14 protein-coding genes and 1 tRNA gene are annotated in these 14834 nt (G+C 31.3%); 10 read left to right on the forward strand and 5 right to left on the reverse strand.

Translation table 11 applies throughout. The annotated features are described in order from the left end of the window. Positions 1–14: 14 nt before the first annotated feature. From AANAER_RS00750 to AANAER_RS00765, 4 genes are all read right to left on the reverse strand, one after another. A complete protein-coding gene (locus tag AANAER_RS00750; RefSeq protein WP_129081358.1) occupies positions 15–599 on the reverse strand; it encodes a LutC/YkgG family protein in 585 nt (194 codons plus the stop codon). Further along, on the reverse strand, positions 592–1968 hold the full coding sequence (locus AANAER_RS00755) for a lactate utilization protein B (protein ID WP_129081359.1): 1377 nt from the start codon (positions 1966–1968) through the stop codon (positions 592–594). Before AANAER_RS00755 ends, AANAER_RS00750 begins: the two co-directional genes overlap by 8 nt. Before the next feature lies 1 nt (position 1969). Continuing rightward, entirely contained in the window at positions 1970–2710 is a 741-nt protein-coding gene (locus tag AANAER_RS00760; protein ID WP_129081360.1) for a (Fe-S)-binding protein, read from the reverse strand. 80 nt (positions 2711–2790) lie between these two features. Further along, complete coding sequence (locus tag AANAER_RS00765; protein WP_044419064.1) at positions 2791–3228, reverse strand: deoxycytidylate deaminase; 438 nt, start codon at positions 3226–3228, stop codon at positions 2791–2793. Between the two features lie 222 nt (positions 3229–3450). Here AANAER_RS00765 and accB point away from each other — a divergent pair, with 222 nt between their 5' ends. The 4 genes from accB (at position 3451) to AANAER_RS00785 (ending at position 8272) form a co-directional block, all read left to right on the forward strand. Next, the gene (gene accB, locus AANAER_RS00770; RefSeq protein WP_129081361.1) at positions 3451–3915 is read left to right on the forward strand and encodes an acetyl-CoA carboxylase biotin carboxyl carrier protein; all 465 of its coding nucleotides are present in this window, start codon (positions 3451–3453) and stop codon (positions 3913–3915) included. A 12-nt stretch (positions 3916–3927) separates the two neighbouring features. After that, entirely contained in the window at positions 3928–5280 is a 1353-nt protein-coding gene (locus AANAER_RS00775) for an acetyl-CoA carboxylase biotin carboxylase subunit (protein ID WP_129081362.1), read from the forward strand. Positions 5281–5504: 224 nt separating this feature from the next. Then, complete coding sequence (locus tag AANAER_RS00780) at positions 5505–6953, forward strand: DEAD/DEAH box helicase (protein ID WP_129081363.1); 1449 nt, start codon at positions 5505–5507, stop codon at positions 6951–6953. Between the two features lie 113 nt (positions 6954–7066). Further along, on the forward strand, positions 7067–8272 hold the full coding sequence (locus AANAER_RS00785) for a TonB-dependent receptor (RefSeq protein ID WP_129081364.1): 1206 nt from the start codon (positions 7067–7069) through the stop codon (positions 8270–8272). A 27-nt stretch (positions 8273–8299) separates the two neighbouring features. Here the strand turns inward: AANAER_RS00785 and AANAER_RS00790 are convergent, their stop codons facing one another. After that, positions 8300–8509 (reverse strand): hypothetical protein, encoded by a 210-nt coding sequence (locus tag AANAER_RS00790; protein WP_044419054.1) that lies wholly within the window; start codon positions 8507–8509, stop codon positions 8300–8302. Positions 8510–8765: 256 nt separating this feature from the next. Between AANAER_RS00790 and AANAER_RS00795 the strand changes: the two genes are divergently transcribed. The 6 genes from AANAER_RS00795 (at position 8766) to AANAER_RS00820 (ending at position 14830) form a co-directional block, all read left to right on the forward strand. After that, positions 8766–10349: an inorganic phosphate transporter gene (locus AANAER_RS00795; RefSeq protein ID WP_129081365.1), complete on the forward strand. Its 1584-nt coding sequence runs from the start codon at positions 8766–8768 to the stop codon at positions 10347–10349. A 67-nt stretch (positions 10350–10416) separates the two neighbouring features. Beyond that, positions 10417–11322: an AEC family transporter gene (locus tag AANAER_RS00800; protein WP_228711133.1), complete on the forward strand. Its 906-nt coding sequence runs from the start codon at positions 10417–10419 to the stop codon at positions 11320–11322. A gap of 1 nt (position 11323) precedes the next feature. Continuing rightward, a complete protein-coding gene (gene asnB / locus AANAER_RS00805) occupies positions 11324–13102 on the forward strand; it encodes an asparagine synthase (glutamine-hydrolyzing) (RefSeq protein WP_129081367.1) in 1779 nt (592 codons plus the stop codon). Positions 13103–13219: 117 nt separating this feature from the next. After that, the gene (locus AANAER_RS00810) at positions 13220–13522 is read left to right on the forward strand and encodes a hypothetical protein (protein ID WP_129081368.1); all 303 of its coding nucleotides are present in this window, start codon (positions 13220–13222) and stop codon (positions 13520–13522) included. Between the two features lie 3 nt (positions 13523–13525). Beyond that, positions 13526–13600, forward strand: a tRNA-Val gene (locus AANAER_RS00815). A gap of 177 nt (positions 13601–13777) precedes the next feature. Beyond that, complete coding sequence (locus AANAER_RS00820; RefSeq protein WP_044419049.1) at positions 13778–14830, forward strand: TRAP transporter substrate-binding protein; 1053 nt, start codon at positions 13778–13780, stop codon at positions 14828–14830. Positions 14831–14834 lie beyond the last annotated feature (4 nt).

Here is a 14834-nt window from a genome sequence, read left to right on the forward strand (position 1 = left end):
AAAAAATTATATCATTATTCTATGAAAATAACATATCCGGATTTTGGTCCGTGTGCCCCTATAACTAAAGATTGTTCAATATCAGCAGTTTTTGAAGGTCCGCTTATAAAAGTGCCGTAAGATATATTCTCAAAAGATATTTTTTCATAAGCCTCATGCATATTATGTACTATGTCTTTTTTATCTACCAAAATCACGATATTTTGGGCTATAAAGTAAAGAGTTCGGTGTCTGTTGTTTTTATTGCTTACCCATACCGCTGCATTTTCTGCAACTGCAAAATTTCCATCTACTACAGCTACGTCAATATTTTTTAAAAGGTGGGCATCTTCTTGTTCATTGGGGAAGAAATTACCTTTCTTGAAATAGAGACTGTTACTTGCAATCTCTTTCTCTTTTGAAAATAGATTAAAAATAGTATCTTCTATCTCTTCTTTTTTTATAAACAGTGTCTTTCCTCCTACACTTTCAAGCATCTGGTTAAATTTTGAGTAGGGGTCGTCAAATTTTATTCCAAAATTGGAATAACTAGGAAGTCCCAAATCTTTTACAAGATTGTTTTTTCTAATATTTTGAAGAATAATTTCTTTGCTAGTCATTTTTAAACTCCTCTTTATAAATCTCTTTAAAACTTTTAGCGGGCATTTGTGGAATATCTCTGTGTTTTCCCCAAATATTATATTTGTTGTATATAACTGCTTTTGGAAGAAGAGGAATTGTTTTTCTTGCAAGTTTACTTATAAAAGAGAAAAGAAGAGGTCTGTTCATCAGCCAGACGGCAAATTGCATAGTAACTCTTTTTTTATTTGAAATTATATTTTTTTCTCTTAAATCTTGTCTGTGTGTATAAAGCTGTGAATCCAAATCAATTTTCACGGGACAAACATTTGAACAAGAACCGCATAAAGAGCAGGCAAAAGATAAAGTTTTATAAATCTTTGGATCTCTAAAACTTCCAAGCGTCGAACCTATGGGTCCAGGTATTACATAATCGTATGAATGTCCGCCGCTTCTTCTATAAACGGGGCAGGTATTCATACAAGCACCGCAGCGAATACAGTTTAAGGCATTTTTATATGAATTTGATTGTAAAAAGGGTGTTCTTTTATTATCAACTATTACAATATGCATCTCTCCATTTTCAACACTTGAGTGAAAATGTGAAGTATAAGAGGTTATTGGCTGACCTGTTGCACTTCTTGCTAGTAGTCTTGTAAAAACACCCAAATCTTCTGCTCTTGGAATAATTTTTTCAATTCCCATGCAAGCAATATGAAGTTTTGGAAGAGTTGCTCCCATATCTGCATTCCCTTCATTTGTGCAAACTACCACTCCTCCTGTTTTAGCAACGGCAAAATTTACGCCTGTAATACCTGCTTGGGCATTTAAAAACTTCTGTCTTAAATTCTCTCTTGCAGCATTTGTAAGATAACTTGGGTCGCTGTTATCCTCATCTGTACCTATTTTTTCATGAAATGTTTTTGCAACATCTTCTTTTTTTAGGTGAATTGCAGGAAGAACGATATGCGAAGGTGTCTCTTTTCTAAGTTGAACAATTCTTTCTCCTAAATCCGTATCTACTACTTCAATACCTCTTTTTTCCAAAAAAGGATTTAAACGGCACTCTTCTGTTAACATTGATTTGGATTTAACTACTTTTTCTACGCGGTTTTCTTTTAATATTTTATAAACAATCTCATTATGCTCTTTTGCATCTTTTGCAAAATGTACTTTTATTCCTCTTTTTTTAGCATTGGCTTCAAACTCTAAAAGATATTTATCCAAATTTGCCATAGTATGGGATTTTATTTGAGCTGCATAAGTTCTTAGTTTTTCCCATTCAGGAATTGATTTTGAGGCCAAATCTCTTTTCTCTCTTACAAACCATAAGGCTTTGTCATGCCAGTGCATTCTTTCATCGTTTCTTACAAACTCTTTTGCTTTTAAAGGGTGATTATAAAGACTCATTTTAAAACTCCCCTGCTAAAATTTCAGTAATATGCATAACTCTTAAAGGTTTTTTATCCCTTTTTATAATTCCTTCCATATGCATCAAGCAAGACATATCCGCTCCTGTGATAACTTCTGCTTTAGAATTTAGATGATCGGCAATTCTATCTTTTCCCATTGCAATAGAGATATCCTCTTCACTTACGCTGAAAGTTCCTCCGAAACCGCAACATTCATCCTCTCTTTGAAGCTCTATAATTTCGATTTCCTCTACTAAATTAAGAAGGTTTTTGAGTTTATTGTTATAAGGAATATTAAGTTCGCTTGCACTTCCTAATCTTAGAGTTCTATGCCCGTGGCAAGAGTTGTGCAGTCCTACTTTATAGGGAAATTTTACATTAAGTTTTTCAATTTTTAATACATCATGCAGAAATTCGCAAACTTCATAAATAGAGACTTTTACTTTATTATAATCTTCATTATAATGGAAAAAAGGTTCATAATGCTCTTTTACCATTGTTACGCAAGAAGCGGAAGGAGCAACTATATAATCATATTTTTTAAAAGTATCTACAAATTTGTAAGCCAAGCTTTTCATATCTTTTGAACAGCCTGAATTTGCCATAGCTTGTCCGCAGCAGGTCTGCTGCATGGGATACTCGACATCCAAATCAAATTTTTTCAGTAATTTTAATGTGGCAACACAACTTTTAGGATAGAGTTCATTCATAAAACAGGGAATAAATAGTCCTACTTTCATATATCTTCCTTAGAAATATTTTAGGACTAATTTTATATTGTAGATATGAAAAAGTTATGATATTTATTTTTATAAAATCTTTATCTTTTAACTTGTTCTATTGTTACCCCGTTATCTTTTATAAATCTTGAAACTATTTCAGAGTTGGTATGTTCATATGCAATATCATAAACAATTCTTTTTATTCCTGCTGCAATCAAGTTTTTAGAACATTCACTGCAAGGCTCCAATGTTACATAAATTGTACCTCCTTCAATAGAGATTCCTTTTCTTGCCGCCCAGATTAGTGCATTCATTTCTGCATGAATTTCATAAGTTTTTGACCACTCATGATGATCTTTTGTATACTCTTCATTCCAATAACTGCTACAGTTTATATACCCCGCAGGTGTTCCGTTATACCCTGTAGATAAAATTCTGCCGTCTTTTACAATTACCGCACCTACTTGTTTTGATACACATTTTGAAGCGCTTGCTATTTCGTGTGCAATATTTATAAAGTTTAAATCGCTTATCATCGAATTTTCCTTGTTTTATTTATATAAATTGTATATAAATTGTTTAAAAGTTGTAAAAAATGAAAAATCTAAATTTTATTAAATTTTTGCCAATTTTACTCAAATAATTAGTAATTTTTGATAAAAAATGGTTGGGAACGGCAAATTTGTTAAATTTGATAAAAGAATTTATAACAAATATTATGGTAGGATTCCACTTAAATTAACAAAAAGAGGTTAACAATGGATTTTAAAGAAATAAAAGAATTGATAAGAGTATTTGATAAAAGTGAATTAAATAAATTAAAAGTAAAAGAGGGTGAGTTTGAAGTATCTATGCAAAAAGGCTTTGAAGGGAACACTGTAGTAACTACTGCAGCACCTGTTGCCGCTCCTGTTGCCGCTGCACCTGTACCTGTTGCAACTGCAAGTGCTGCTCCTGCTGCGGAAGCTGCACCTGCAATTAGCGGAGATACAATTAATTCTCCTATGGTAGGAACTTACTATTCGTCGCCTTCTCCTGAATCGCAACCTTTCGTAAAAGAGGGAGATACAATTAAACAAGGTCAAACTCTTTGTATTTTGGAAGCAATGAAAATTATGAATGAGGTTGAAGCTGAGTTTGATTGTAAAATCTTAAAAATTTTAGTTGATAACGCATCTCCTGTTGAATACGATATGCCACTTTTCGTAGTAGAAAAACTGTAAGAAGAACTGATTATGGCAGAAATAAAAAAAATACTAATTGCTAATAGGGGTGAAATAGTTCAAAGAGCTATCAGAACTATTAGAGAAATGGGTAAAAAATCTGTTGCAGTTTATTCTACAGGAGATAGAAATGCTGCATATTTAAAACATGCAGATGAGGCTATTTGTATAGGTGATGTTAAATCAATAGATTCATATTTGAATATCCCTGCAATTATCACAGCAGCGGAAATTACGGGAAGTGATGCTATTTTCCCGGGATACGGTTTCCTTTCTGAAAATCAGGATTTTGTTGAAATCTGTAAACTTCACGGTTTTAAATTTATAGGACCTTCTGTTGAAGTTATGGAAAAAATGGCTGACAAATCTAAAGCAAAAGAAGAGATGATTAGAGCGGGTGTACCTGTTGTTCCAGGATCAGACGGTTCAGTAGGAACAGTAGAAGAGGGTAGAAAAATAGCAAAAGAGATTGGTTATCCTATTATGGCAAAAGCTGCTGCCGGAGGCGGTGGAAGAGGAATGAGACTTATAAAAGGTGAAGAAGAGTTCGATCATCTTTTTATGGCTGCATCTTCTGAAGCTTTAGCTGCATTTGGTGACGGAACTATGTATTTAGAGAGATTTATTTCAAATCCTAGACACGTTGAAGTGCAAGTTTTAGGGGATTCTCACGGAAATGCAATTCATATCGGAGAAAGAGACTGCTCTTTACAAAGAAGACACCAAAAAGTATTAGAAGAGTCGCCTGCTATTATTTTAAATGATGAAACAAGAAAAAAACTTCATAACGTAGCCGTAAAAGCAACAAAATATTTAAAATATGAAGGTGCGGGAACTTTTGAATTTTTAGCAGACGATAAACAAAACATTTATTTTATGGAGATGAATACAAGACTTCAAGTTGAACATCCTGTTTCGGAAATGGTTTCGGGACTTGATATTATTGAATGGATGATAAAAGTGGCTGAAGGTGAAGAGTTACCTCCTCAAGAGAGTATCCAATTTAACGGTCACGCTATTGAAGTTAGGATAACAGCGGAAAATCCTGAAAACTTCCTGCCTTGCCCCGGAAAAGTTGAACAATGGTTTGTTCCAGGCGGTAGAAATGTAAGAGTTGATTCTCATGTTTATGCAGGATATGTGGTACCTCCGTATTATGATTCAATGATCGGAAAATTAATTGTTTGGGGAAGAGATAGAAACAAAGCAATTAATATTATGAAAAGAGCTTTAAACGAGTTTGAAGTAGAAGGGATTAAAACAACAATTCCTTTCCATCAAAAAATGATGGAAAATGAAGATTTTGTTTCAAACAATTATGATACTAAATATTTAGAAGATTATAAAGGTTTAGACAGTATCTAATAAAATCAAAGAAAGTAGGGCACTTGCCCCGCTTTTTCTCAAAGCTTAAATTTATCTAAATTAGGATAAAATCCGCCAAACTATACACAAATATACTGTAACTACTTTGAGTATCGAATTTCAAAGCCTTGTTTTATCATTTTAAAATCAGTTGTAATTTTCTACTTTTGAAAAACTGCAAGTTTATTAGTGTATATTTTGTTATATAAATATTAAGGAAACTAATGACTTTTAAAGATTTTGATTTCAAAGAGAAATTACAAAAATCGATTGAGGATGCAGGTTTTAAAGAACCAAGTCCTATACAAGTAGATGCAATACCAGTTATCTTATCGGGAAAAGATATGGTAGGGCAAGCACATACAGGAACAGGTAAAACAGCGGCTTTTGGACTGCCTCTTATAAATATGATGAAAGGAAACAACGGAGTAGAAGCGGTTGTAATCGTACCTACAAGAGAACTTGCAATGCAAGTATCCGATGAATTATTCAGATTCGGGAAAAGCTTGTCTATAAATACAGCAACCGTTTACGGTGGACAATCTTACTCTAGACAGCTAAAACATATAAGTACAGCAGGAATAATAGTAGCAACTCCGGGAAGATTTTTAGATCTTTTAAGAGATCATAAAATTGATATAAATCCCTCTTTTGTAGTATTAGATGAAGCAGATGAAATGCTTGATATGGGATTTTTAGATGATATCAAAGAGATTTTTACTTTTATGCCTTCAAACAGACAAACTCTGCTTTTCTCTGCAACAATGCCTAATGCAATAAAGTCTTTGGCAAAATCGATTTTAGTAGAACCTGAGTTTATAACAATTACTCAATCAGAGATTACAAACTCAAGAATTACGCAAACTTATTATGTGGTGGATGATTATGAAAGGGATGATGCTTTAATCAGATTATATGATTTTAAAAACCCTGAAAAATCAATAATCTTCTGTCGCACTAAAAAGGAGGTTGATAGATTGTCAACTTTCCTAGTATCACAAGGCTTTTCAGCAAAAGGCCTACACGGTGATATGGAACAAAAACAAAGAGAAGAGGCTATAAACTCTTTTAAAAAAGGGAAACTCGAAGTTCTAATAGCAACAGACGTTGCAGCAAGAGGACTTGACGTAAATGATGTTTCTCATGTCTTTAACTACCATCTACCTTTTGATTCAGAAAGTTATGTTCACAGAATAGGAAGAACAGGTAGAGCAGGAAAAGATGGTACTGCCATATCAATTGTAACTCCTCATGAATTTAAAATGTTACAAAAAATACAAAAAGATACAGGGGGAAAACTTGAAGCAAAAGTTATTCCTAATATTGAGTCTGTAAAAGAGAAAAAAACTGACAGTTTAAAAAATAAAATCAGAGATCAAAAAGTTTATGATTCTGGTGTCTCTTTGGTTGAATCTTTAAAAGAAGAGTATGATTTATCTACAATTGCTCATAAACTTGCTTCTGTATTAACAAATGACACTTATATAAAAGGTAATAACTATATAGGTAAATCAAAACTTGATATAGAAAGACTTTTAAAAAGAAGTAGTGAAGATAATAGAAGAAACAGAAACCCAAGAAGAAGAGACGGTAGAAGAGGGAATAATAGTTTTAATAACAATAGAAAAAGAAGAGACAGTAAAAGAGGAAGCAGAAATACAAGCAGATCATAATTTCTGCTTTCTATAGCTTATAAAACAAAGACTTTAAGATTCTAGAATTCGGCGTTATTTTAAACAATTAATGTTATTATTAGCAAAAACATTAAAAATAAAAAGGTTTTAAAATGCCTTCTAGAAGTCTAAAGTTCATTTTTTTATTGTTTATTATTTTTATACAGGTTCTTAATGCCCAAGGGCTTGACTACAATTTTTATAATCTAAAACTAACAACTTCCAATGATAAAAATGCAGAGGTAAAAGTACAGAAAAAAAGAGACTTCTTTGAGTATTCACTAAAATATAAACTAAGTAAAGACGGATATGAATATATACAGACTCCCTATTACGACTTTAGCAATGTTGAAAATGAAAATTTCTCTAATTTGGTATTTGATAATCACTTCTATTTTGATGATAATATCTGGTTAGATATTAATATGAACTATGAAAATTCAAAAGGTAAAACTATTAGCGGTTTTGGTAACCTTTTATATAGAAAAAACAGTATCTCCCAAAATTCTAAAGTTGAATTTTTTTTTAAACCCAACTCTATTGTTACGACAAATATAAAGTTTGAAAATACAGATTTGGGTACCTCTTCTTATGACCGTTTTAAAAATAATGAAAATAAAAAATTAACTTTGAGTTTAAAAGGCGAATTTGATCTATTTACAATAAAAAGTTCTGTTTACCAGTTAAGCAGTGATTCTAACTATTTTTACAAAAGACTTGACTCTTACAGCTATTATCAACTTACAAATAAAAATTACAAAGGAGTAGAGCTTAATCTCTCAAAACAGATTGATGATACTTCTTTTGTTTCTAGCTCTTTTTTTAATGTAGATAGAAATTATAACTATTTTTATGAAGAGGAGGGGGAAGATAACTCTTCAAAACTAATAAATGAAGTTTATAAGGGAGTAGAACTCTTCTTTTCCAAAGAATTCTTAGAAAATTTAAAACTTATTGCCAGCGGGAAAATAACTGATGTGGAGATAATAAACAGTAATAAAGATTATTTAATCGGTAAAAAACCTAAATACTCGCCTGAAAAAAAAGCAGAACTTCGTTTGGAGTATGCTTTGAAAAATATGGAAATCTCCGCAAATATTTCCCATACAGGATCTAGGTATACCAACAGTTCAAATAGCAATGAATTGGATTCTTATACTTTAGGAGGTTTAGGGGCGACTTTTTATACGCAACTAATTAATAAAGATATAAAAATAAATCTTAATATTGAGAATCTTTTTGACAAAGAGTATTTTTTGTATTCTGATACTTTAGGCAGACCAAGAACACTCTTTTTTAATATTTCAATGGAGTTATAAAGAAGAGGTGAAATTCACCTCTTCTTTTTATTTATAGTAGTTTTTTAAAGCTTTTTTTGCTCTTTTATAAGCAGCTTTTGTATCTCTTCCAAATCCTCTGAAAGCGCCGTCTTTGTTGAAGAATTCAATTATATTTAAGTTACCTTTTTTCATTGAGATAACTCTAAAAATATCAAACTCTTTTTTCACTTTAGAGATTTTAGGAGAGCTTTTATCTGTAAGTATTGTAATACTCATTTTATCTCCTTTATTATTTATAAACTCTATATTTTATTACTATTCTAATGAAAAAAGTATTTTTTGTCAAGAATTTTTAATGTAATTATATAATAATTTGTGAAAATTGATATATTTTTTGGAATATTATATAGAGAATAAAGATAAATTAACTATTTTAGTAATAAATATTTTAAGTTTATTTAAAGGTTAAGTAAATAAAAACCCAATATAATCATAAAAAATTTTAATTACATTACGGTTACAAAGGAAAAATTTGGATATTCAAACATTAGACAGGATTGATAGAGCTACGGAAAAAACTCTACCTTCATTTGCCAAATTCTCATTGGCGCTACTTTTTGTAGTGATAGTGTTTCTTTGGAGTTATGCTTCACATGGAGATATTCATAACAATACGTTTCTAGTAATAGGCGCAGTTTTTGGAGCCTATATGGCTATGAATATCGGTGCAAATGATGTTGCAAACAATGTCGGTCCTGCTGTTGGTTCAAAAGCAATGACTCTTATGTGGGCAATTATTATTGCTGCGGTTTTTGAAGCATTGGGAGCCTTGATTGCCGGAGGGGATGTTGTAAAAACTATAAAAAAAGGTATTATTGACCCTGCTTTAATTGAAAATCCGGAAGTTTTTATTTGGGCTATGACGGCTGCTTTATTATCTGCTGCAATATGGTTAAATTTCGCTACTTCAATCGGTGCACCTGTTTCAACGACACACTCTATCGTAGGTGGAGTTATGGGTGCAGGTACGGCTGCGGCAGGTTTTTCTATAGTTTCATGGAGTACAATGGGTAAAATTGCCGCTTCTTGGGTTATCTCACCTATTTTAGGAGGTATTATTGCAGCAGCATTTTTATTTTTTATTAAAAAGAATATTATCTTCAAAAAAGATTTGAAAGAGTCGGCAAGCAAGTTTGTACCTCTTTTGGTTGCAATTATGGCTTGGGCTTTTTCTACCTATCTTATTTTAAAAGGTTTAAAAAAGCTTATTAAAATAGATTTTTTCTGGGCTTCCGTTATAGGTATAATTTTTGCTCTTATTGTTTATATTTTGATAAAACCCATAATAATAAAGGCTTCTAAAAAGATTCAAAATGATAGAGATGGAATAAATAAACTTTTTACTATTCCTTTAATCTTTGCTGCTGCTTTGTTATCTTTTGCCCACGGAGCAAATGACGTAGCAAACGCTATTGGACCACTGGCGGCTATAAATGATGCTGTTATGAGTCATGAAATATCTTCAAATGTAGGTATTCCTTTATGGGTTATGGCTGTAGGTGCTATAGGTTTGGCTATAGGTTTGGCTTTATACGGTCCAAAATTGATAAAAACCGTAGGTTCTGAAATTACGGAGCTAGATCAGATAAGAGCTTTTTCTATTGCAATGGCAGCTGCAGTTACCGTAATTGTAGCAAGTCAGTTGGGGCTTCCCGTCTCTTCAACTCATATTGCTGTAGGCGGGGTCTTTGGTGTAGGATTTTTAAGAGAGTGGTTAGACTCAAGTGAAGCAAAATTTATAAGAGATACTAGAAGAAAATTTAAAAAAGATAAAAAACTTTTGGAATCATATGAAGAAGAACTTGTAAAACTTGAAGCTTTAGAGAAAAAAGGCAAATCAGATTATGTAAAAATTGCGGGATTATATAAATCAATTGATGAAAAAATCGAGCAAGTAAAAAAAGAGAAAAGAGAGTTTAAAATCGCAAAAAGAGTTAAATACGTAAAAAGAGATGCCGTTAAAAAAATTATCGCCGCTTGGTTGATTACTGTACCTGCAGCTGCACTTCTTTCTGCTTGCATCTTTTTTATGATTAAAGGTTTTATGGCTTCTTAAAAGCAAAGAGACTACTACTATATGATAAAATATCCTTTTTTTAAAGGAATATTTTATCGAAGCGTTAATTTCAGTTGCTACAATCTATCTTTTTATTATTATTGGTTTTATCTACAAAAGAGCTTTTAAAAATCAGGTAAATGAGAGAAGTTTTGTTCTTCTAAATCTCTATTTTCTACAACCTATACTTATTTTTTGGGGATTAACAAGAGCAAAAATCGATGCGAGTTTTATTACTACGCCTTTTGTCTATTTTACGGCTGTTTTTATTACTTTAATTTTCTCTTTGCTTTATGCAAAAAAAATTTTTAGACATGATTTTCAGGATAAATCGGTTTTTCTTGCCGCTTCATTAGTGGGGAATACGGGAAATCTTGGAATTCCTCTTGGAATTGCACTTTTCGGTGAGGCAAGTGTTCCTTATACCTCTATTTTAAATATTGCAAATACTTTTTTTATCTATATTTTCTCAGTCTATTTTTTTGCAGGAGATAAATTTAAATTTTTTGATGCTTTAAAAGAGGTAATCAAAATACCGGCTATTCATGCCTCTTTTATTGCTTTAGCTTTTAATTATTACGGGTTTGAACTAAGTTCTGATTTTGATAAACTTTTTACTATGGGGGCTTATTCTGCAATTGTTATGCAGTTGCTTGTTTTCGGTATTTTTATTTCACAAGTAAAAATCAAAAGCGCAAATTGGAAATTGACTTTTAATACCGTTCTTTTTAAACATATTGTTCTTCCTTTAGTAGGAATTTTTGTAATACTTAATTTTGATATTGATCCTTTTATCGGGGCAATTATTTTTTTAGAGTTGATTGTTCCTCTTGCTGTTAATAACGTAAATCTTTCATCTTTATATAACTGTAAACCTGTAGATACCACTTTTGCAATTTTAATAAGCAGTGCTACTTTTGTACTTCTTATATATTTTTATATTCTTATAATTCATAATCTTCTTGGAGTTTAAAATGTGTGGAATTTTAGGAACGAATTTTATCAGCGGTAACTTTGACGAGGCATTAAAAAACTTAAATAATAGAGGTCCCGATTTTAATAAAAAAGTTCATATTGATGAAAAAATGTTCGGCCATACAAGATTATCTATTATAGATTTAGATGATGAAGCCAACCAGCCTATGGTTTTTGATGATATTTTGATAGTTTTTAACGGAGAAATCTATAACTATAAAGAGCTTATAGAAAATGAAGATTTGGAGTGTAAAACTTCTTCTGATACGGAAGTTTTAATAAGACTTTATCAAAAATACGGTTATTCGTTTTTAAATAAATTAAACGGTATGTTCTCTTTTTGTATATATGATATTAAAAAACAAAAGTTTTTTTGTGCTAGAGACAGGTATGGGAAAAAACCGTTTTTTTATTATCTAAAAGAGAATAAATTTATATTTTCAAGTTCAATCAACTCCATAATAGATATTTTAGGAACAACTCCTTGTTTAAATAAAGTTGCATTGTCTCAATATATACAATATTTTGTTCCTTTGGAAGATAACACTTTTTATAAAGATATAAAAGCACTTGAGTCCTCAACTTTTCTTGTTTATGACCAAAAAGAGTTTATAAAAAAAAGATATTACAAAATAAATACCTATAAAAAAGTAAAAGATGAAAAAGAGGCTTTGGAAAATATTGAAGAGCTTCTTATAAAAAGTATTCAAGCAAGATTGGTTTCGGATGTTGAAGTAGGCTCTTTACTTAGCGGAGGTATAGACAGCTCCTTAATCTCGGCTTTATATTCAAAGATTTCCAATAAAAAGATTAATACCTTTTCAATAGGTTATAATGAGCATAAAAACTATTGCGAACTTGATTTTGCCCATATTGCTGCAAAACATATAAATTCAAATCATACTCCAATAGAGATTGGTAAAAATGATTTTATAGAGTATTTAGAAGATACGATTACGGCTTTAGAACAGCCTCACGGTGACAGTGCGGCAATTCCTCTTAATATTTTGACTAATAAAATCCATAAAGCAGGAATAAAAACCGTATTAAGCGGTGAAGGGAGTGATGAACTCTTTTTAGGTTACGATAATTACTCAAAATTTTTAAAATATTATAAGTTTGAAAAGAGTCTCTCGTCTGAACAAAATTCTTTTTTGGATTCTATAATAGGTGCTTTGCAGAATAATACGAAAGAGAGTGAATATTTAAGAAGAATTATAAAAAAAGAGAACCTTTATAACTCTTTTGGAGAAATTTTTACGGATATTCAAAAAAGAAAACTTTTTAAAAAAGTTCCCTTTTTCAAAAGAGATACTCCTAAAAAAGACCCTGTTGACTGGATGAGTTATATTGATTTAAAAACCTGGCTGGGTGAATCTTTGTTAAGCAAAGTAGATAGAATCTCTATGAGAAACTCTTTGGAAGTTAGAACACCGTTTTTGGATTACAGATTAGTTGATTATCTTTTTTCAGTCAATTCCGATATAAAAGTGGGAAATACAAATAAATATCTTCTAAAAAAGATTGCTTCTAAATATATTCCGAATGTAATCGTAAACAGAACAAAAAAAGGGTTTAATTCTCCTTTTAACGAGTGGCTTCATAAAGAGTACAAAGATTCTGTTATTACGACTATTTTAGAAGTAAATGCAAATACAAGACTTTTTAACGAAGAGTATTTAATTCATATTTACGAACTTTCAAAATCAAGGAAGTTTAAACAGCATTTGTGGTCTTTATTTATCTTTTCAAAATGGTATAAAAAGAGTTATTTATAAAAATTCTCCTTTTATAATATTTTAATAAGGAGTAAAAATATATAATAATCTCTCATTTTTAAAGATTCTCAAAGACAAAATTGATAATATTCTTAAAAGTGAAATAGAAGGAATGGCATGAACTTACTTATACCTGTAGATTGCAACAAAAGACACGAAGCTCTATTGACAACGTTGGATACTTCAAAATATTGGGCTTTTGTTGAATTGGATGAAGGTCAAATAGTAAATTGTAAATTTTATAAAGATAGAAATGATATTGAAGCTTGGGTTGAAAATGTTATCGTAATCAACGATCAAGAGTATACTTGGCAATTTTTAGAAGAGAATATCTCTGTTTTCGTTGCTCCTACACAAAGAAGTATAGATGAAATCGTTGAGGCTTTTTTACTCAAAAATCTTAAAGTTCTAACAAAATAATCAGGTCGTATAACTCAGTGGTAGAGTGGCACCTTGACATGGTGTTGGTCACTGGTTCAAGTCCAGTTACGACCACCACATTTATTAAATGCTGTCCTAAAATCTTATATATAAATAATACTTTTATAACTTTTGATTATACTCTTTAAAAATTCTTTTAAATGCAATTATGGTAAAATCTCGTCCTCTTTGATGGAATAGGACCTTTCTTTCTTCTTTTTTATCAAACTAATCAATCTTTATAAAAGGATAATAATGAGAAATTTTCTTAAAATTATACTATTTCTTTCTCTGTTTTTTAGTTTCTCTTATGCTCAAAAAGTATACAGACTAAAAATGGCAACAACTTGGACTTCAACTCAGTCTCCTTTGTTTGACACGGCGCTTCATATGGCAAAATTGGCGCAAGAGCTTTCAAACGGGGAATTAAAAATAAGAGTTGACGCTTCAAACAAACATAAAGCGCCTTTTGGTGTTTTGGATATGGTAAAAGGAGGGCAGTATGATTTGGCTCATACAGCTTCGTATTATTGGAAAGGGAAAGATATCGCTACTTTGCCTTTCACTTCAATGCCTTTTGGTTTAACTGCACCTGAACAATACGCTTGGTTCTACGAAGGCGGCGGTTTGGAACTAATGCAAAAAATCTATGCAAAACATAAAATACTATCTTTCCCCGGAGGTAATACGGGAGTTCAAATGGGTGGATGGTTTAGAAAAGAGATTAAATCTCTTGATGACCTAAAAGGATTAAAAATGAGAATCCCAGGTTTTGCAGGAGAGATTATGGCAAAATTAGGGGTTCAAGTTACAAATATTGCAGGGGGAGAATTATATACCTCTTTAGAAAGACATACAATAGATGCTTTAGAGTGGGTAGGACCTTCAATGGATATTAATATGGGATTCCATAAAGTTGCTCCTTATTATTATACAGGATGGCACGAACCGGCTTCTGAAATGCAGTTTATCGTAAATAAAAGAGTATTTGACAAACTGCCTAAACATTTGCAGATCGTACTTACTTCTGCCATGAAATTAGCTGCTTATGATATGTATATTCAAAATTATGATATGAATGCAACAGCCTGGCAAAAAATGAAAAAAGAGTATCCTAATATTCAGGTAAAAACTTTTCCTAAAAAAGTAATGGATGCAATGAAAAAAGCGAATAAAGAGTTAAGAGCCGAAATGTCGGCAAAATCTCCTGAAATAAAAGAGGTTTTAGATTCACAAGATGCTTATATGAAAAAAATAAGAGAGTGGTCTAAAATGTCGGATTATCTTTATTTAAAAGATAATATCTAAAAGG

This window comes from Halarcobacter anaerophilus, from assembly GCF_006459125.1.
Taxonomy (GTDB): Bacteria; Campylobacterota; Campylobacteria; order Campylobacterales; family Arcobacteraceae; genus Halarcobacter; species Halarcobacter anaerophilus.

Bases quoted from the DNA above. Each gene is read 5' to 3' on its own strand.
- AANAER_RS00750 (WP_129081358.1), bottom strand. From the start codon at position 599: ATGACTAGCAAAGAAATTATTCTTCAAAATATTAGAAAAAACAATCTT.
- AANAER_RS00755 (WP_129081359.1), bottom strand. From the start codon at position 1,968: ATGAGTCTTTATAATCACCCTTTAAAAGCAAAAGAGTTTGTAAGAAAC.
- AANAER_RS00760 (WP_129081360.1), bottom strand. From the start codon at position 2,710: ATGAAAGTAGGACTATTTATTCCCTGTTTTATGAATGAACTCTATCCT.
- AANAER_RS00765 (WP_044419064.1), bottom strand. From the start codon at position 3,228: ATGATAAGCGATTTAAACTTTATAAATATTGCACACGAAATAGCAAGC.
- accB (WP_129081361.1), top strand. From the start codon at position 3,451: ATGGATTTTAAAGAAATAAAAGAATTGATAAGAGTATTTGATAAAAGT.
- AANAER_RS00775 (WP_129081362.1), top strand. From the start codon at position 3,928: ATGGCAGAAATAAAAAAAATACTAATTGCTAATAGGGGTGAAATAGTT.
- AANAER_RS00780 (WP_129081363.1), top strand. From the start codon at position 5,505: ATGACTTTTAAAGATTTTGATTTCAAAGAGAAATTACAAAAATCGATT.
- AANAER_RS00785 (WP_129081364.1), top strand. From the start codon at position 7,067: ATGCCTTCTAGAAGTCTAAAGTTCATTTTTTTATTGTTTATTATTTTT.
- AANAER_RS00790 (WP_044419054.1), bottom strand. From the start codon at position 8,509: ATGAGTATTACAATACTTACAGATAAAAGCTCTCCTAAAATCTCTAAA.
- asnB (WP_129081367.1), top strand. From the start codon at position 11,324: ATGTGTGGAATTTTAGGAACGAATTTTATCAGCGGTAACTTTGACGAG.
- AANAER_RS00810 (WP_129081368.1), top strand. From the start codon at position 13,220: ATGAACTTACTTATACCTGTAGATTGCAACAAAAGACACGAAGCTCTA.
- AANAER_RS00820 (WP_044419049.1), top strand. From the start codon at position 13,778: ATGAGAAATTTTCTTAAAATTATACTATTTCTTTCTCTGTTTTTTAGT.